Origin of the sequence: Pectobacterium sp. HCp5_1 (assembly GCF_032905925.1) — a bacterium.
Lineage (GTDB): Bacteria > Pseudomonadota > Gammaproteobacteria > Enterobacterales > Enterobacteriaceae > Pectobacterium > Pectobacterium brasiliense_A.
Map to the genome: position 1 here is coordinate 113,282 of NZ_JAUMIO010000007.1, position 18,290 is coordinate 131,571.

15 protein-coding genes are annotated in these 18,290 nt (G+C 52.7%); all 15 read left to right on the forward strand.

Annotated elements, in window-relative coordinates:
- The first annotated feature begins 150 nt into the window (after positions 1-150).
- On the forward strand, positions 151-1,347 hold the full coding sequence (gene ispC, locus Q3A88_RS07825; protein WP_110163575.1) for a 1-deoxy-D-xylulose-5-phosphate reductoisomerase: 1,197 nt from the start codon (positions 151-153) through the stop codon (positions 1,345-1,347).
- A gap of 198 nt (positions 1,348-1,545) precedes the next feature.
- Positions 1,546-2,307: a (2E,6E)-farnesyl-diphosphate-specific ditrans,polycis-undecaprenyl-diphosphate synthase gene (ispU, locus tag Q3A88_RS07830; protein ID WP_039467050.1), complete on the forward strand. Its 762-nt coding sequence runs from the start codon at positions 1,546-1,548 to the stop codon at positions 2,305-2,307.
- A gap of 9 nt (positions 2,308-2,316) precedes the next feature.
- On the forward strand, positions 2,317-3,174 hold the full coding sequence (cdsA, locus tag Q3A88_RS07835) for a phosphatidate cytidylyltransferase (RefSeq protein WP_110163576.1): 858 nt from the start codon (positions 2,317-2,319) through the stop codon (positions 3,172-3,174).
- 21 nt (positions 3,175-3,195) lie between these two features.
- Positions 3,196-4,551: a sigma E protease regulator RseP gene (rseP, locus tag Q3A88_RS07840; RefSeq protein ID WP_039506366.1), complete on the forward strand. Its 1,356-nt coding sequence runs from the start codon at positions 3,196-3,198 to the stop codon at positions 4,549-4,551.
- 35 nt (positions 4,552-4,586) lie between these two features.
- Entirely contained in the window at positions 4,587-7,028 is a 2,442-nt protein-coding gene (gene bamA, locus Q3A88_RS07845) for an outer membrane protein assembly factor BamA (protein WP_317177691.1), read from the forward strand.
- Between the two features lie 177 nt (positions 7,029-7,205).
- Positions 7,206-7,703, forward strand: a complete 498-nt coding sequence (skp, locus tag Q3A88_RS07850; protein WP_014914452.1) for a molecular chaperone Skp — start codon at positions 7,206-7,208, stop codon at positions 7,701-7,703.
- Between the two features lie 3 nt (positions 7,704-7,706).
- Positions 7,707-8,729: a UDP-3-O-(3-hydroxymyristoyl)glucosamine N-acyltransferase gene (lpxD, locus tag Q3A88_RS07855; protein WP_014914453.1), complete on the forward strand. Its 1,023-nt coding sequence runs from the start codon at positions 7,707-7,709 to the stop codon at positions 8,727-8,729.
- 83 nt (positions 8,730-8,812) lie between these two features.
- Positions 8,813-9,286, forward strand: a complete 474-nt coding sequence (gene fabZ, locus Q3A88_RS07860) for a 3-hydroxyacyl-ACP dehydratase FabZ (protein WP_172644777.1) — start codon at positions 8,813-8,815, stop codon at positions 9,284-9,286.
- A gap of 4 nt (positions 9,287-9,290) precedes the next feature.
- On the forward strand, positions 9,291-10,079 hold the full coding sequence (lpxA, locus tag Q3A88_RS07865; RefSeq protein ID WP_010284845.1) for an acyl-ACP--UDP-N-acetylglucosamine O-acyltransferase: 789 nt from the start codon (positions 9,291-9,293) through the stop codon (positions 10,077-10,079).
- Between the two features lie 3 nt (positions 10,080-10,082).
- Positions 10,083-11,234, forward strand: a complete 1,152-nt coding sequence (gene lpxB, locus Q3A88_RS07870) for a lipid-A-disaccharide synthase (RefSeq protein WP_100017422.1) — start codon at positions 10,083-10,085, stop codon at positions 11,232-11,234.
- Positions 11,235-11,255: 21 nt separating this feature from the next.
- Positions 11,256-11,852 (forward strand): ribonuclease HII, encoded by a 597-nt coding sequence (gene rnhB / locus Q3A88_RS07875; RefSeq protein ID WP_010284848.1) that lies wholly within the window; start codon positions 11,256-11,258, stop codon positions 11,850-11,852.
- An 85-nt stretch (positions 11,853-11,937) separates the two neighbouring features.
- A complete protein-coding gene (gene dnaE, locus Q3A88_RS07880) occupies positions 11,938-15,420 on the forward strand; it encodes a DNA polymerase III subunit alpha (protein ID WP_317177692.1) in 3,483 nt (1,160 codons plus the stop codon).
- A gap of 12 nt (positions 15,421-15,432) precedes the next feature.
- Positions 15,433-16,392: an acetyl-CoA carboxylase carboxyl transferase subunit alpha gene (gene accA, locus Q3A88_RS07885; RefSeq protein WP_010296434.1), complete on the forward strand. Its 960-nt coding sequence runs from the start codon at positions 15,433-15,435 to the stop codon at positions 16,390-16,392.
- Positions 16,393-16,518: 126 nt separating this feature from the next.
- Positions 16,519-16,908 (forward strand): VOC family protein, encoded by a 390-nt coding sequence (locus Q3A88_RS07890; RefSeq protein WP_039497268.1) that lies wholly within the window; start codon positions 16,519-16,521, stop codon positions 16,906-16,908.
- A complete protein-coding gene (tilS, locus tag Q3A88_RS07895) occupies positions 16,898-18,232 on the forward strand; it encodes a tRNA lysidine(34) synthetase TilS (protein WP_317177693.1) in 1,335 nt (444 codons plus the stop codon). The genes Q3A88_RS07890 and tilS overlap by 11 nt, the downstream gene beginning before the upstream one ends.
- The last annotated feature ends 58 nt before the right edge of the window (positions 18,233-18,290 follow it).

The following is an 18,290-nucleotide window of genomic DNA, read 5'->3' on the forward strand; positions in this document are numbered from 1 at the left end:
AAGGCTAGCCCCTCTGGGTAGTAAACAATTTTTGCTGTATATATGCCTGCGGCTGTCGTGACTGTGATCGATAGCAGAGATATATCATGGTAATCGTCTCAGACTCGTGTACCTTCCTGTCATCAAATCCGGTTATTCAGAGCATTTTTAATGAAGCAACTGACAATTCTTGGTTCCACTGGCTCTATTGGCGTCAGTTCGCTGGCCGTCATTAAAGCCAATCCCGATAAATTTGCCGTACGCGCGTTATCCGCCGGGTACAACGTCAAGTTGATGCTGGAGCAGTGCCTCACTTTCCAACCCGCCTATGCCTCAATGGCTGATGAAGCCTCAGCAACTGCCCTGCGCCAGCAGTTGGCGGAATATGGTTGCAAAACGGAAGTGCTGGCTGGCGAGCAAGCCGCGTGTGACCTTGCTGCATTAGAGGGCGTTGATCAGGTCATGGCTGCGATTGTGGGTGCGGCGGGGTTATTGCCAACACTAGCGGCAATTCATGCTGGAAAGCAGGTGTTGCTGGCGAACAAAGAATCACTGGTTACCTGCGGACGTCTGTTCATGGACGCCGTGGCGCAAAGTGGCGCACAGCTTTTACCGATTGATAGCGAACATAATGCGATTTTTCAGAGTTTACCTGAGCAAATTCAGCGTCAATTAGGCTACGCTTCATTGTCGCAGCATGGGGTCGAACGTATTGTTCTGACCGGTTCCGGTGGGCCGTTTCGTGAAACCCCGGTGTCGGCGCTGGCAGACATGACGCCAGATCAGGCGTGTGCGCATCCAAACTGGTCAATGGGACGCAAAATTTCGGTTGATTCTGCCACGATGATGAACAAAGGGCTGGAGTACATCGAAGCGCGCTGGTTGTTTAATGCTTCTGCCGAACAGATAGAAGTCATTATTCATCCGCAGTCGGTGATTCACTCGATGGTACGTTACCGTGATGGCAGCGTTCTGGCGCAGTTGGGATCGCCCGATATGCGCACGCCGATTGCCCATGCAATGGCTTATCCCGAACGTGTGGCATCGGGTGCAAAAGCGTTAGATTTTTGCCAGATTGGCGCGCTGACATTTTTGGCACCGGACTATGCACGCTATCCTTGTTTACAGCTCGCTATTGATGCCTGTAATCATGGTCAGTCAGCCACCACGGCATTAAATGCTGCAAATGAAATTGCGGTAGCGGCATTTTTGCAGTCGCAGATCCGTTTTACGGATATTGCGGCGGTAAATCGGCATGTTATTGAACAACTTACATTACCAGAACCCACCAGCGTTGATGATGTTCTGTTTATTGACCGCTGGGCCAGACAGGTCGCAACACAGACCCTGACACATTACGTGCGATAGCGGGATAGCGCCGTGGCACAATTTGTTCATGTGCGGTGGAGGTGGTATAGTCTGCGCCACTCAATGGTTGATTATGCGAAAGTTGTTTAATCGACCGTGAAGATAAGCCGTGATCGTTCACGGCTTTTTTTGCGCTAACGGGGTCTGATGTTACGGAAGGACTGTTGTATTTCTTGCTTGAGGAAATAAGTACGCGTTATGCCGTCCGATAATCAAAAAAATACTAACGATCTGCCACCCGCCGGGCCGCGGCATGTTGCCATTATCATGGATGGCAATGGTCGCTGGGCAAAAAACCGGGGGAAAATGCGGATTTTTGGCCATCAGGCTGGTGTAAAGGCTGTGCGGCGTTCAGTCAGTTTTGCAGTGAGCCAGGGGCTGGACGCGCTGACACTTTACGCATTTAGCAGTGAAAACTGGAACCGTCCGGCGCAGGAAGTTTCCGCACTCATGGAACTGTTTGTCAGGGCGCTTGATAGCGAAGTGAAAAGCCTGCACAAGCACAATGTTCGCTTGCGGGTGATTGGCGATATCGGCCGCTTCAGTCCGCGTTTACAAGAGCGAATCCGCCGTTCAGAAGCACTGACGGAAAAGAATCAGGGGCTCACACTGAATATTGCCGCGAATTATGGCGGCCGTTGGGATATTATTCAGGGAGTACGGCAACTTGCAGAGCAGGTGCAGGAAGGCATTCTGCGCCCTGATAGCATTAATGAAGCGTCATTATGTCAGTACATCTGTCTGCATGATCTGGCTCCGGTTGATTTGGTGATCAGAACCGGTGGAGAACACCGCATCAGTAATTTTCTTCTGTGGCAAATTGCTTATGCTGAACTTTACTTTACTGATGTCCTCTGGCCTGATTTCGATGAACAAGTCTTTGAAGGTGCGCTGAATGCTTTTGCACAACGCGAGCGCCGCTTCGGGGGAACAACACCTATCGATGCTGATGCATCCTAGGGGGAACTTTTGCTGAAGTATCGCCTGATTACTGCTTTTATTTTGATCCCGATTGTTATTGCAGCACTTTTCTTGCTGCCTCCTCTGGGATTCACGCTTGTTACGCTGGCCGTCTGTATGCTGGCGGCATGGGAATGGGGTCAGTTGGCAGGGTTTGCCTCTTATGGTCAACGCCTGTGGCTCGCGATCCTGTGTGGTTTCTTGCTGGCGCTGATGCTGTTATCACTCCCGGCCTACCATTATTCCGTCCATATTCCGCAAATCAGTATCGCGCTCTGGTCATCGCTGGTGTGGTGGGGTGTCGCGCTGCTGTTGGTGCTGTTCTATCCGGCTTCCGCCTCATTCTGGCGTCATTCGCGTACATTGCGACTGGTGTTCGGTATCATGACGATCGTGCCGTTTTTCTGGGGCATGGTCGCGCTTCGTCATTACAATTACGCGATTAACCCATTTGCTGGTGCCTGGTGGCTGCTGTACGTCATGCTGCTGGTATGGGGCGCGGACAGCGGTGCCTACATGTTCGGTAAACTGTTTGGTAAGCGTAAACTCGCGCCAAAAGTTTCGCCGGGCAAAACCTGGGAAGGCTTTCTTGGTGGCCTGGCAACCTCGGCGCTCATCTCTGTGCTGTTTAGCCTTTATGCGCCATTAACGGTAGCGCCAGCCACGTTGTTGATTTGTTCTATCGCCGCTGCGCTGGCCTCGGTGTTGGGTGATTTGACGGAAAGTATGTTCAAACGCGAGGCGGGCATCAAAGACAGTAGCCATTTGATTCCGGGGCACGGTGGTGTGCTCGATCGTATCGACAGCCTGACTGCTGCGGTTCCTGTGTTCTCTTGCCTGATGCTGCTGCTGTTTAAAGTGGCTTAGAATAAAGCGGTAGAGCTATTTATGCTGAGTTTTCTCTGGAATCTTGCCGCGTTTATCATTGCACTGGGTGTGCTGGTCACTGTCCATGAATTTGGGCATTTCTGGGTAGCGCGCCGCTGTGGTGTGAAGGTCGAACGCTTCTCCGTCGGTTTCGGACGTGCGCTATGGCGTCGTCGCGATCGTACCGGTACAGAATTCGTGATTGCGCTGATCCCACTTGGCGGCTACGTGAAGATGCTAGATGAGCGCGTCGACACCGTTGCGCCAGAATTTCGTCACCAATCATTTAATAGCAAAACGGTCTGGCAGCGTGCGGCTATCGTTAGCGCGGGTCCGATTGCCAATTTCCTGTTTGCCATTGTGGCGTATTGGTTGGTGTTTATTCTCGGCGTACCGGGCGTGCGTCCGGTAGTGGGTGAAATACTGCCCAACTCCATTGCGGCGCAGGCGGAAATGTCGGCGGGAATGGAACTAAAGTCCGTTGACGGTATCGAAACGCCTGATTGGGATACTGCGCGTCTGGCCCTGATCGGTAAAATCGGCGATAGCGATGTTGTGATCGGAACCGCACCTTTAGGCTCTGATCGTGTCGTTCAGAAAACGCTGGATTTACGCGAGTGGCAGTTTGAACCTGATAAGCAAGATCCTGCCGCTTCGCTCGGGATTATTCCGCGTGGGCCGCAAATTGAGCCGGTACTGCATCAGGTGCAGGCTGGGTCGGCGGCGGAAAAAGCAGGTTTGCAAGTCGGAGATAGGATCGTTAAAGTCGACGGGCAGGCGCTAGCGCAATGGCGTGATTTTGTTATCGCCGTGCGTGACAACCCCGGACAATCTATTGCTCTGGAGGTGGAGCGCAACGGTTCAACAGTCCCGTTGACGTTAACGCCAGACAGCAAATCTGTGGGAAGTGGCAGAGTTGAAGGGCTGGCAGGCGTTATGCCAAGTGTGACGCCGCTGCCTGAAGAATACAGGACTGTGCGCCAGTATGGGCCGTTCAGTGCGATCTACCAGGCAACAGATAAAACCTGGCAGCTGATGAAATTGACCGTCAGTATGTTAGGGAAACTGGTTATGGGGGATGTTAAGCTGAACAACCTGAGTGGTCCCATTTCGATTGCTCAGGGCGCAGGAATGTCAGCAGATTATGGATTGATTTATTACCTGATGTTTTTGGCCTTAATCAGCGTCAATTTGGGGATCATCAATCTGTTCCCTCTGCCGGTATTGGATGGTGGACACCTGCTCTTTCTTGCGGTTGAAAAGTTGAAGGGCAGGCCGGTTTCTGAGCGTGTGCAGGACGTTAGCTATCGCATTGGTACAGTGTTGCTGATGTTGTTAATGGGACTCGCACTTTTCAATGATTTCTCTCGTCTCTAGGCGCGGGATTAGGTTAGGAAAAACGCATAACAACGATGGCGATCAAAAAGTTGCTCATAGCGTCGCTGCTGTTTAGCAGCGCAACCGTATACGGTGCAGACGGGTTCGTAGTGAAGGACATTCATTTCGAGGGCCTGCAAAGGGTTGCCGTCGGGGCGGCATTACTCAGTATGCCAGTCCGCGTTGGTGATACCATCGGTGACGATGATATCGGTAATACCATCCGTGCCTTGTTTGCGACCGGAAATTTTGAAGATGTTCGTGTCCTGCGCGATGGCGAAACGCTGATTGTGCAGGTGAAAGAACGTCCAACCATCGCCAGCGTCACGTTTTCCGGCAATAAGTCAGTCAAAGACGACATGCTGAAAGAAAACCTGGAGGCCTCTGGCGTGCGCGTCGGTGAAGCGTTAGACCGCACTGCGCTCACCAGCATCGAAAAAGGACTGGAAGATTTCTACTACAGCGTGGGCAAGTACAGTGCGTCGGTTAAAGCCGTTGTCACGCCACTCCCGCGTAACCGCGTAGACCTGAAACTGGTCTTCACGGAAGGCGTTTCCGCCAAGATCCAGCAGATTAATATTGTCGGTAACAAAGCGTTCAGCTCCGACGAATTGATCTCTCGTTTCCAACTGCGTGATGAAGTGCCGTGGTGGAACGTGGTCGGCGATCGTAAATACCAGAAACAAAAACTGTCTGGCGATCTGGAAACGTTACGGAGTTTCTATCTGGATCGCGGCTATGCGCGTTTCAACATCGATTCCACACAGGTGAGCCTGACGCCAGATAAAAAAGGCATCTACATCACCATCAATATGACGGAAGGCGAACAGTACAAGCTGTCCGGCGTAGCGGTGAAAGGCAATTTGGCTGGTCACTCTGCGGAAATCGAAGGATTGACGAAGATTGAACCGGGTGAACTCTACAACGGGACGAAAGTGACCCGAATGGAAGAGGACATCAAGAAGCTGCTGGGTCGTTATGGCTATGCCTATCCGCGTGTGGTCACACAGCCGGAAATTAATGACGCAGACAAGACGGTGAAATTAAACATCAACGTTGATGCTGGTAACCGTTTCTATGTGCGTCATATCCGCTTTGACGGTAACGACACGTCTAAAGACTCCGTTCTGCGCCGTGAAATGCGTCAGATGGAAGGTGCCTGGTTAGGCAACGATCTGGTTGAGCAGGGCAAAGAGCGTTTAAATCGACTGGGATACTTTGAAAGCGTTGATGTAGAAACACAGCGTGTACCCGGCGTGGCCGATCAGGTTGATGTAACGTATAAAGTCAAAGAGCGTAATACGGGGACATTCAACTTTGGTGTCGGTTTTGGTACAGAAAGTGGCGTGAGCTTCCAGGCTGGGGTCCAACAGGACAACTGGCTGGGAACGGGTAACTCCGTTGGTATCAGCGGGACTAAAAACGACTATCAGACGTATGTTGAGCTGTCACTGACCGACCCATACTTTACCGTCGATGGCGTTAGCCTCGGTGGCCGCATATTCTATAACAAATTTGAGGCGTCTGACGCCGATCTGTCCGACTACACTAACGTGAGTTATGGCGTTGGCAGCACCTTGGGCTTCCCGATTAACGAGAATAACTCACTGCGTGTCGGTCTGGATTATGTGCATAACGATCTGTCGGATATGAGACCGCAGGTAGCGATGTGGCGTTATCTGGATTCCGTGGGGGTTAATCCATCCGTGGTTCAGGAAGGGAATAAATCTAGCGCTGACTTCAAAGCGAACGATTTCTTCCTGAATACCGGATGGTCGTATAACAATCTGGATCGTGGCTACTTCCCGACGAAAGGCACACGTGCGTCTGCGAATGCCAAGATTGCCGTACCGGGTTCGGACAACGAATACTACAAACTGACGTTTGATTCGGCGAGCTACTACCCGTTGAGCGACAGTGGCAACTGGGTGGTGATGGGCCGGACGCGCGCAGGTTTTGCGGATGGTATCGGTAGCAAAGAAGTGCCGTTCTACGACAACTTCTATGCAGGTGGTTCCAGTACGGTACGTGGCTTCCAGTCGAATACGATTGGGCCTAAAGCGGCGTATTACCAGTGTACCCGTACATCTGGAGTACTCCCACCTTCTTATTCTGGCTGTGGTATTGATAAAACCAATCTGGATGATGCCGTTGGCGGTAACGCGATGGCGGTATTGAGTGCGGAACTGATCGTGCCAACACCGTTTATCAGTGATAAATACGCGAGTTCCGTACGTACGTCCTTCTTTGTGGATGGCGGTACGGTATGGGATACCAACTGGAAAAATACACAGGAAACAATTGACGCAGGTGTGCCGGATTATAGCAAGGCGACCAACTTCCGTGTTTCCAGCGGTATCGCGTTGCAATGGATGTCTCCGCTTGGGCCATTGGTCTTCTCCTATGCCCAGCCGGTTAAAAAGTACGATGGAGACAAGTCGGAACAATTCCAGTTTAACATTGGCAAAACCTGGTAGTGTGACGTCAATAGATCGTATGCAGGGAATGTCGCATCGTGATTCGTTGAGACGAGTATGTCGTTGATATGAATAGTTCATGGATAGGAATGGTTGATCATAAGACGTTCATACCATGACGCGATGCTCATAATTAAAGTGTTAAGACACAAATTAGGTTAGGTTGAGGAGTTTATAGTGAAAAAGTGGTTATGTGCCGCAGGCCTCGGTTTAGCATTGGCTGCTTCAGCCAGCGTTCAGGCTGCTGACAAAATTGCCGTTGTTAACGTCTCCAGCATTTTCCAACAGCTGCCGCAGCGTGAAACCGTTGGCAAACAGCTGGAAAACGAATTCAAAGGCCGTGCTTCTGAACTGCAATCGATGGAAAACGATTTACAGGGCAAGATGCAGAAACTGCAACGTGATGGTTCTACCATGAAAGCGAGCGAGCGCAGCAAAATGGAGAAGGACGTCATGGCGCAGCGCGAGCAGTTCTCGACTAAAGCGCAGGCTTTTGATCAAGACAACCGCCGCCGTCAGATGGAAGAACGTAACAAAATCCTGAGCCGTATTCAGGATGCGGTGAAAGCCGTTGCAACCAAAGAAGGTTATGATGTTGTGATTGACGCTAACGCAGTTGCGTATGTCGCCAATGCGAAAGACATTACTGCCGATGTGCTGAAACAGGTTAAATAATACATGTATTCAATTCGACTGGACGCGTTAGCTCAACAGTTGGATGCACAATTACACGGTGATGGCGATATCGTCATCACCGGTGTTGCTTCTATGCATTCAGCAAAAACTGGGCAAATTACGTTTCTTTCCGACAGTCGTTACCGTGAGCAACTGGCCGGGACGCAAGCGTCAGCGGTCGTGCTGACGGAAGCGGATTTACCTTACTGTCAGGTTGCGGCGCTGGTAGTGAAGAATCCCTATCTGACCTATGCGCGTATGGCGCAACTGTTGGATACGACACCGCAACCAGCAACCGATATTGCACCGAGTGCGGTTATTGCTCCAGACGCGACGCTGGGCCAGAACGTGTCCATTGGTGCAAACGCCGTTATCGAATCTGGCGCACAGCTGGGTGATGGCGTTGTCATTGGTCCTGGCTGTTTTATCGGCAAAGATGCCCGCATTGGTGCCGGTACGCGTTTATGGGCAAATGTAACGATTTATCACCGCGTTGAGCTGGGTGAGCATTGCCTGATCCAGTCTGGAACCGTGATCGGTTCTGACGGCTTTGGCTATGCTAACGATCGCGGCAACTGGGTGAAGATTCCACAGCTGGGTACAGTCAGAATTGGCGATCGGGTTGAGATCGGTGCGAGCACAACCATCGATCGTGGTGCGTTGGATGATACGGTCATTGGTAATGGTGTTATCATTGATAACCAATGTCAGATTGCGCACAACGTTGTGATTGGCGACAATACCGCGGTAGCGGGTGGCGTCATTATGGCGGGGAGCTTGAAAATTGGTCGTTATTGCATGATCGGTGGTGCCAGCGTAATTAACGGGCACATGGAGATCTGCGATAAAGTGACGGTAACGGGAATGGGGATGGTCATGCGACCAATCACAGAACCTGGGGTATACTCTTCGGGCATTCCTTTGCAACCCAACAAAGTGTGGCGCAAAACTGCAGCGCTGGTGATGAATATTGATGAGATAAGCAAACGGTTGAAAGCCGTTGAACGAAAAGTCGATAACGTTTAATCACTCGCGTTTTATTTGCGGCCTGCCTGAAGACACCTAATTTAGGGTCTGCGCAGGCCGTGTTGTTGATGGCATCAGTTTTTATGGACAGGAAGAGTATTTTGACTACTGACACTCATACTCTGCATATTGAAGAGATTTTAGAATTATTACCGCATCGTTTCCCGTTTTTGCTAGTTGATCGGGTACTGGATTTTGAAGAAGGGAAGTTTCTGCGGGCGGTGAAAAACGTCTCTTTCAACGAACCCTTCTTCCAGGGCCATTTCCCGGGCAAACCGATTTTTCCCGGCGTGCTGATTCTGGAAGCCATGGCTCAGGCCACTGGTATTCTTGCGTTTAAAAGCGTAGGTAAACTGGAACCGGGTGAGCTGTACTATTTCGCTGCTGTAGACGAAGCGCGCTTTAAGCGCCCCGTGCAGCCAGGCGATCAAATGATCCTTGAAGTTGAATTCATCAAAGAGCGTCGCGGCGTTGCGCGCTTTAAAGGTGTTGCCAAAGTTGATGGCGAAGTGGCCTGTGAAGCGTCAATGATGTGTGCTCGCCGTCGGGAGTCCTGATAACGTGATTGATCAAACCGCCTTTATTCACCCTAGTTCGATTGTTGAAGACGGTGCCATTATTGGTGCTGGCGTTCATATTGGCCCGTTCTGCTATATCGGTTCTCAGGTTGAGATCGGTGCGGGGACGGTGCTGAAATCACATGTCGTCGTCAATGGCGTCACTAAAATTGGTCGCGACAACGAAATCTATCAGTTCACGTCAATTGGTGAAGTGAATCAGGATCTCAAATATGCCGGGGAACCGACCCGCGTTGAGATTGGCGATCGTAACCGCATCCGTGAAAGCGTCACGATTCATCGTGGCACGACACAGGGCGGCGGGTTGACTAAAGTCGGTAGCGATAACCTGTTGATGATCAACACGCATATCGCACATGACTGCGTAGTGGGCAATCGTTGTATTCTGGCGAATAACGCGACGCTGGGTGGCCACGTTTCCGTCGATGATTTTGCGATTATCGGTGGGATGACGGCCGTGCACCAGTTCTGCATTATCGGTGCCCACGTCATGGTTGGCGGATGTTCCGGTGTAGCGCAAGACGTGCCGCCGTATGTGATCGCGCAGGGTAACCACGCCACGCCGTTTGGCCTGAATATTGAAGGCCTGAAGCGTCGTGGATTCGAAAAAGACACCCTGCACGCGATTCGTAACGCGTACAAGCTCCTCTACCGCAGCGGCAGAACACTGGACGAAGTGAAACCGGAAATTGAAGCGCTGGCGGCTGAACACCCGGCTGTACAGGCGTTTACCGATTTCTTTGCCCGTTCTACTCGCGGCATCATTCGTTAATCCATGTCATCACGTCCTTTGACTATTGGGCTGGTCGCCGGAGAAACTTCCGGCGACATCCTTGGTGCAGGCCTGATCCGGGCGCTTAAAGAAAAGGTGCCTGATGCGCGGTTTGTCGGCGTTGCCGGGCCACGTATGCAGGCCGAAGGCTGTGAAGCCTGGTACGAGATGGAAGAGCTGGCTGTCATGGGCATTGTTGAGGTGCTTGGACGGCTTCCCCGCCTGCTGAAAATTCGGCGAGATTTAACCCAGCGCTTTAGCGAGCTTCAACCCGATGTTTTCGTGGGCATTGATGCCCCTGATTTCAATATCACGCTAGAGGGCAACCTCAAAAAGCGTGGTATCAATACCATTCACTACGTCAGCCCTTCCGTATGGGCATGGCGTCAAAAACGCGTTTTCAAAATAGGTAAAGCGACCAATCTGGTGCTGGCTTTTTTGCCTTTTGAAAAAGCGTTTTACGATCGTTTCAATGTACCTTGTCGCTTTATTGGTCATACGATGGCCGATGCGATGCCGCTGCACCCCGATAAGCTGGCTGCACGTGCGACGCTGGGTATTGCACCCGATGTGCCTTGTCTGGCGCTGCTGCCGGGCAGTCGCGGTGCAGAAGTTGAAATGCTTAGCGAAGATTTTCTCAATACGGCTGTGTTACTACGCCAGCATTTTCCCGATCTGGAAATCGTGGTTCCGCTGGTCAACAGCAAGCGCCGTGAACAGTTCGAGCGGATAAAAAGTAGTGTGGCGCCCGATCTACGCGTACATCTGCTGGATGGGCAAGCGCGAGAAGCAATGATTGCCAGTGATGCCGCTCTGTTGGCATCGGGTACGGCAGCGCTGGAGTGCATGCTGGCTAAATGTCCGATGGTTGTAGGGTATCGCATGAAGCCCTTTACCTTCTGGCTGGCGCAGCGCCTGGTCAAAACACCGTGGGTGTCTCTGCCGAATTTGCTGGCGGGACGTGAGCTGGTGGCCGAACAGCTACAGACGGACTGTACGCCGGACAAGCTGGCCGCTGCGCTGCTGCCTCTGTTTGCCAATACGGAAAAAATGGCTGAGCTACGCGCGACGTTTGTGGATTTGCACCAGCAGATCCGCTGTAACGCCGATGAGCAAGCGGCTCAGGCGGTGCTGGAATTAGTCAAGCCGTGTTAATAAAACCATGTTAATAAGACCATGAGTGAAATATTTGTCTATCCGCAGGCGAGCTGTATCGCTGGCGTTGATGAAGTGGGCCGCGGCCCTCTGGTTGGTGCGGTCGTGACGGCTGCGGTTATTCTTGACCCAACTAGGCCAATTGTCGGGCTGGCGGACTCCAAAAAGCTGAGTGAAAAACGTCGACTGTCGCTCTATGATGAAATCAAAGAGAAGGCATTGGCGTGGAGCCTTGGCCGTGCGGAGCCGGAAGAGATTGACCAATTGAATATCCTGCATGCTACCATGCTGGCAATGCAGCGTGCGGTTGCTGGCTTGGCTGTCGTGCCTGATTTTGTTCTCATTGACGGCAATCGTTGCCCGGCTTTGCCGATGCCCGCTCAGGCGGTCGTAAAAGGGGATAGCCGCGTGGCAGAAATCAGCGCGGCCTCGATTATGGCGAAAGTGACTCGCGATCGTGAGATGGTCGAGTTGGATCAACGCTTCCCCGCTTATGGTTTTGCCCAACACAAAGGCTATCCAACGGCTTTTCATCTGGAGAAACTGGCCGCACTGGGCGCCACTGAGTTTCACCGTCGGAGCTTCGCGCCAGTCAGACGTGCATTAGGTCTGGCGTAAACATCATCATTAACTCTCGGTATGGCGTGGGCACGTAAGCGTGCCGTTGCCATGCTGACTAATCGATAAATTCTGGGATCTGGAGATGGCCGAACCACGTTTTGTTCACCTGCGTGTTCACAGTGACTATTCCATGATCGATGGGCTGGCCAAAGTCGGTCCGCTGGTAAAAAAAGCGGCGGCACTCGGCATGCCAGCGCTGGCGATTACTGATTTTACCAACCTGTGTGGGCTGGTTAAATTCTATGGCGGTGCGCATGGCGCGGGAATCAAGCCCATTATCGGTGCAGATTTCTGTGTCGAAAGCGACGAATTGGGGGATGAGCTCGCGCATCTTACCGTCCTGGCCATGAATAATGCTGGCTACCAGAATCTTACGCTGTTGATTTCCCATGCTTATCAACGAGGTTATGGCGCTGCCGGGCCGACGATTGATCGGGATTGGCTTGTTGAACATCAGGAAGGGCTGATTTTACTGTCTGGTGGCCGCCGGGGTGATGTCGGTCGGTTTTTGCTGCGTGGTAACCAGACGCAGGCCGAACAGTGTCTGGCCTTCTATCAGGAACACTTCCCCCAGCGTTACTATTTGGAACTGATCCGCACGTCCCGCCCCGATGAAGAAAGCTATTTGCATGCTGCCGTCGAATTGGCGACGAAGCACGGGGTGCCCGTGGTGGCAACCAATGAAGTGTGTTTTATCAGCACCGATGATTTTGACGCTCACGAAATCCGTGTGGCCATTCATGATGGCTACACGCTTGACGATCCCAAGCGTCCACGTAATTACAGCCCACAGCAGTACATGCGTTCCGAAGAGGAAATGTGCGAGCTGTTTGCGGATATCCCCGAAGCGCTGACGAACAGCGTTGAAATTGCCAAGCGTTGTAACGTAACGATTCGTCTGGGTGAATATTTCCTGCCGCAGTTCCCAACGGGCGACATGAGTACGGAAGACTTTCTGGTTCAGTGCTCGAAAAAGGGGTTGGAGGAGCGTCTCGAATTCCTGTTCCCTGATCCGGAAGTGCGCGCTGAGCGTCGGCCTGAATATGATGAACGCCTGGATATTGAACTGGGCGTTATCAACCAGATGGGGTTCCCCGGTTACTTCCTGATCGTAATGGAATTTATTCAGTGGTCGAAGGATAACGATGTGCCTGTTGGACCGGGACGTGGTTCCGGTGCGGGTTCGTTAGTGGCCTATGCGCTGAAAATCACCGATCTGGATCCGCTGGAATTCGACCTGCTGTTCGAACGCTTCCTCAATCCTGAACGTGTTTCCATGCCCGACTTTGACGTCGATTTTTGTATGGAAAAACGCGACAAGGTCATCGATCACGTCGCGGAAATGTACGGGCGTGATGCGGTATCGCAGATTATCACCTTCGGTACGATGGCGGCGAAAGCGGTTATTCGTGACGTAGGGCGCGTGCTTGGGCACCCTTATGGGTTTGTCGATCGTATTTCAAAGCTGGTGCCGCCCGATCCGGGCATGACGCTCGAAAAAGCGTTTGCTGCTGAACCGCAACTGCCTGAAATTTATGAAGCCGATGAGGAAGTTAAGGCCCTCATCGATATGGCGCGTAAGCTCGAAGGGGTAACGCGTAACGCGGGTAAACATGCGGGTGGGGTGGTGATATCCCCCACCAAGATTACCGATTTCGCGCCGCTGTATTGCGATGCGGAAGGCAACCATCCGGTTACCCAGTTCGATAAGAACGACGTGGAATATGCCGGGCTGGTGAAGTTCGACTTCCTTGGCCTGCGTACGCTGACCATCATCGACTGGGCGCTGGGAATGATTAACGCCCGTCGCGCGAAGCAAGAACTGGAGCCGATTGATATTGCGGCGATTCCGCTCGACGATAAGAAAAGCTTCGACATGCTGCAACGCTCGGAAACCACCGCGGTATTCCAGCTTGAATCGCGCGGCATGAAAGACCTGATCAAACGCCTTAAGCCCGACTGCTTTGAAGATATGATCGCACTGGTGGCGTTGTTCCGCCCCGGCCCGTTGCAATCCGGCATGGTAGATAACTTCATCGACCGTAAGCACGGTCGTGAAGCGATCTCGTATCCTGATATCGAATGGCAGCACGAGTCACTTAAGCCTGTGCTGGAGCCGACCTACGGCATTATCCTGTATCAGGAACAGGTCATGCAGATTGCGCAGGTTCTGGCGGGCTATACGCTGGGCGGCGCGGATATGCTGCGTCGTGCGATGGGGAAAAAGAACCCGGTCGAAATGGCGAAGCAGCGTGGTGGCTTCGAAGATGGTGCCAAATCTCGCGGCGTGAACGGCGAACTGGCGGTTAAGATTTTCGACCTGGTGGAAAAATTCGCCGGTTATGGCTTTAATAAATCTCACTCCGCGGCCTATGCGCTGGTGTCTTACCAAACGCTATGGCTGAAGGCGCACTATCCGGCAGAGTTCATGGCGGCGGTGATGACGGCCGATATGGACAACACGGATAAAGTGGTCGGTCTGGTTGACGAATGTTGGCGGATGGGGTTAAAAATCCTGCCTCCGGACATCAACAGCGGACTGTATCACTTCCACGTTAACGACGATGGCGAGATTGTTTACGGCATCGGTGCGATTAAAGGCGTGGGTGAAGGCCCGATTGAGGCGATTATCGAAGCGCGTAATCAGGGTGGCTATTTTAGAGAGCTGTTTGATCTCTGCGCGCGTACCGACATTAAAAAGCTGAACCGCCGCGTGCTGGAAAAGCTGATTATGTCTGGGGCGTTTGACCGTCTGGGGCCGCATCGTGCCGCGTTGATGAATTCATTGCCTGATGCGCTGAAGGCCGCCGATCAGCATGCGAAAGCGGAAGCGATTGGTCAGGTGGATATGTTCGGCGTGCTGGCCGATGCGCCTGAACAGGTTGAGCAATCTTACAGCACGGTGCCGCCGTGGCCGGAGCAGGTGGTGCTGGATGGTGAACGGGAAACGCTGGGGCTGTACCTGACCGGCCACCCGATCACGCAATATATTAAGGAAATTGAACGCTATGCCGGTGGCGTGCGTTTGAAAGATATGCACCCGACGGATCGGGGTAAAATGACCACTGCCGTTGGGCTGGTGTTGGCGGCCCGCGTTATGGTCACCAAGCGGGGTAACCGTATTGGTGTCTGTACATTGGACGATCGTTCCGGTCGTCTTGAGATAATGCTGTTTACCGATGCATTGGAAAAATATCAGCATTTACTTGAGAAAGACCGTATCCTTATCGCCAGTGGACAGGTCAGCTTTGATGACTTCAGCGGCGGGCTTAAAATGACCGTCCGAGAGTTAATGGATATCAGTGAAGCGCGGGAAAAATACGCGCGCGGGCTTGCTATCTCGCTGACTGACAGGCAAATTGATGACCAGCTATTAAACCGTCTCCGCCAATCGTTGGAACCCCATCGATCGGGGACGATCCCAGTGCATCTCTATTACCAGCGTGAAGATGCGCGCGCCCGACTACGTTTCGGCGCAGCATGGCGTGTAACGCCTGCCGATGCACTACTGAACGAGCTGCGCACATTAGTGGGTAATGAGCAGGTGGAACTGGAATTTGACTAATATAGGAATACTATGAGTCTGAATTTTCTTGATTTTGAGCAGCCGATTGCAGAGTTGGAAGCGAAAATTGACTCGCTGACCGCAGTCAGCCGTCAAGACGAAAAATTAGATATTAATCTGGACGAAGAAGTCCAGCGCCTGCGTGAGAAGAGCGTTGAACTGACGCGCAAAATCTTCGCCGATTTGGGTGCCTGGCAGGTTGCGCAATTAGCGCGCCATCCACAACGTCCTTATACGCTTGATTATATTAAGCATATCTTTACCGACTTTGATGAATTGGCTGGCGATCGCGCCTACGCCGATGATAAAGCCATTGTTGGTGGAATTGCTCGTTTGGATGGGCGTCCGGTGATGATCATTGGTCATCAGAAAGGGCGTGAGACCAAAGAAAAGATTCGCCGTAATTTCGGCATGCCTGCACCGGAAGGCTATCGCAAAGCGCTGCGCCTGATGGAAATGGCCGATCGCTTCAAGATGCCTATCATCACCTTCATCGACACGCCGGGAGCTTATCCGGGCGTGGGCGCAGAAGAACGCGGTCAGTCTGAGGCTATCGCGCGCAACCTGCGTGAAATGTCGACGCTGCGTGTGCCAATCATCTGTACCGTTATCGGCGAAGGTGGTTCCGGTGGTGCATTGGCTATCGGCGTGGGCGACAAGGTCAACATGCTGCAGTACAGCACCTACTCGGTGATTTCACCGGAAGGCTGTGCGTCTATCCTGTGGAAGAGCGCAGATAAAGCGCCGTTGGCAGCAGAAGCCATGGGCATTATTGCGCCGCGTCTGAAAGAACTGAAGCTGATCGATACCGTGATCCCTGAGCCGTTAGGTTCGGCGCACCGTAACGTCCCAGCGATGGCAGAGTCTCTGAAAGCACAGCTGCTGGCCGACCTGCTCGACCTCGACGGCCTGACAGAAGAAGAGCTGTTGAACCGTCGTTATCAGCGTTTGATGAACTATGGTTACTGTTAAGTACAGTGGCTACTGCTGATAAAGTGATTGTCTGATTGATGTGTTATCAATCAGGCGATTCTGGCGTTACTTTGAAAATCCGTTGTCAGAAATGACAGCGGATTTTTTGCTATGAGGGTTTGAAGCATGCTGAAGTTGCTTGATGTCCATCACATTGCGGTTATTGCCTCTGACTATGAACGCAGCAAGGCGTTTTACTGTGGTGTGCTAGGGTTTACGTTGAATAACGAGATCTACCGTGAAGCGCGGCAGTCGTGGAAAGGGGATCTCTCGCTGAATGGGCGTTATACCATTGAGCTATTTTCTTTCCCCCACCCACCTGCGCGCGTGAGCCGCCCGGAAGCCTGCGGCCTGCGCCATCTGGCTTTTGCGGTGGCTAACATAGAACAGGCTGTCGCCTCGCTGGAACAGGCTGGCGTTATTTGTGAACCTGTCCGGATCGATCCTGAAACGCAGCAGCGCTTCACCTTTTTCTCCGATCCTGACGGCTTGCCTTTAGAACTGTATGAGATCTGATACCGTGGACCGCACCGAACCTGATGATCGATTGCTCCAGACGATCGCGACGCAAACAGCCGGATGCGGGTCGATCTTGCTGGCCTACAGCGGTGGTCTGGATTCTAGCGTGCTATTGCATCTGCTGGTGGCTCTGCGTCAGCGTTCTGGGCTACCCATTCGTGCGGCTTATATCCATCATGGTTTAAATCCGCTGGCCGATAGCTGGGCTGAACATTGTCGTCAACAGTGTGAGCGCTGGCAGGTGCCGTTTGCCTCGCTGTCGGTGACGGTTGAAGCGCAGAACGGCGGTATCGAAGCTGCGGCCCGAACGGCACGGTATCAGGCGCTGCAAGCGCATCTGCAAGACGGGGAAACCTTGCTGACGGCGCAGCATCTGGATGATCAGAGCGAAACGTTTTTACTGGCGCTTAAACGCGGCAGCGGGCCTGCCGGATTATCTGCGATGGCGGCTCAAAGTACGCTCGGTCATTATCGTCTTGTGCGTCCGCTGTTAGGCCTTTCTCGCTTGCAGTTGGAAGCCTATGCGCAGCGGCATCAGCTTGACTGGATTGAAGACGACAGCAATCAGGACGAACGCTTCGACCGCAATTTTTTACGTCGTCAGATCTTACCGCGATTGACGCAACGCTGGCCGCATTTCTCCTCCGCCGTCGCGCGTAGCGCCGAGCTTTGTGCCGAACAGGAACAGTTGCTAGATGAGCTGCTGGAGGAGTCATTGCAGGCGTTATGCCAACCGGATGGCGCGCTGAATATTGACGGTCTGGTAACGCTAAGTCCGGTGCGTCGTTTTGCACTCCTGCGTCGCTGGCTGGCGCAGCAAGGGGCGATGATGCCCGCGCGTGAACAGCTACAGCGACTCTGGGATGAGGTGGCGACGAGCCGTCAGGATGCGGAACCGATATTGCAACTGAATCAGATGCAGGTTCGTCGTTTTCGTCAGCATCTCTATCTGCTGCCGCTGATGCCGTCACTAAAAGACCAAATTATCCCGTGGCCGTCGCCGTTATGCCCGTTGTCGCTACCCGATAATCTGGGCACGCTGTCACTGGCCGATAGCGGCGTGGAGATTCGCGCGCCGGAAAACGATGAGTTGGTGAGTATCCGTTTTTCGACTAGTGGAACTGTGCATATTGTCGGCAGAGCCCACGGGCGACAAATCAAGAAACTTTGGCAGGAGCTGGGCGTCCCGCCCTGGTGGCGCGACCGTACGCCGCTGGTGTTCTACAACGAGCAACTGATTGCGGCAGTGGGACGATTCGTCACGCGAGAAGGGCAGGCGAGAGAAAGCCAGCCAGTATGGCGCATTGTTTGGGAAAAGTAAGTTTGGGAAAAATAAGCCAGGGGAAAAAGCTGAGGGAAAACCCTGAGGCTAGCGCTGA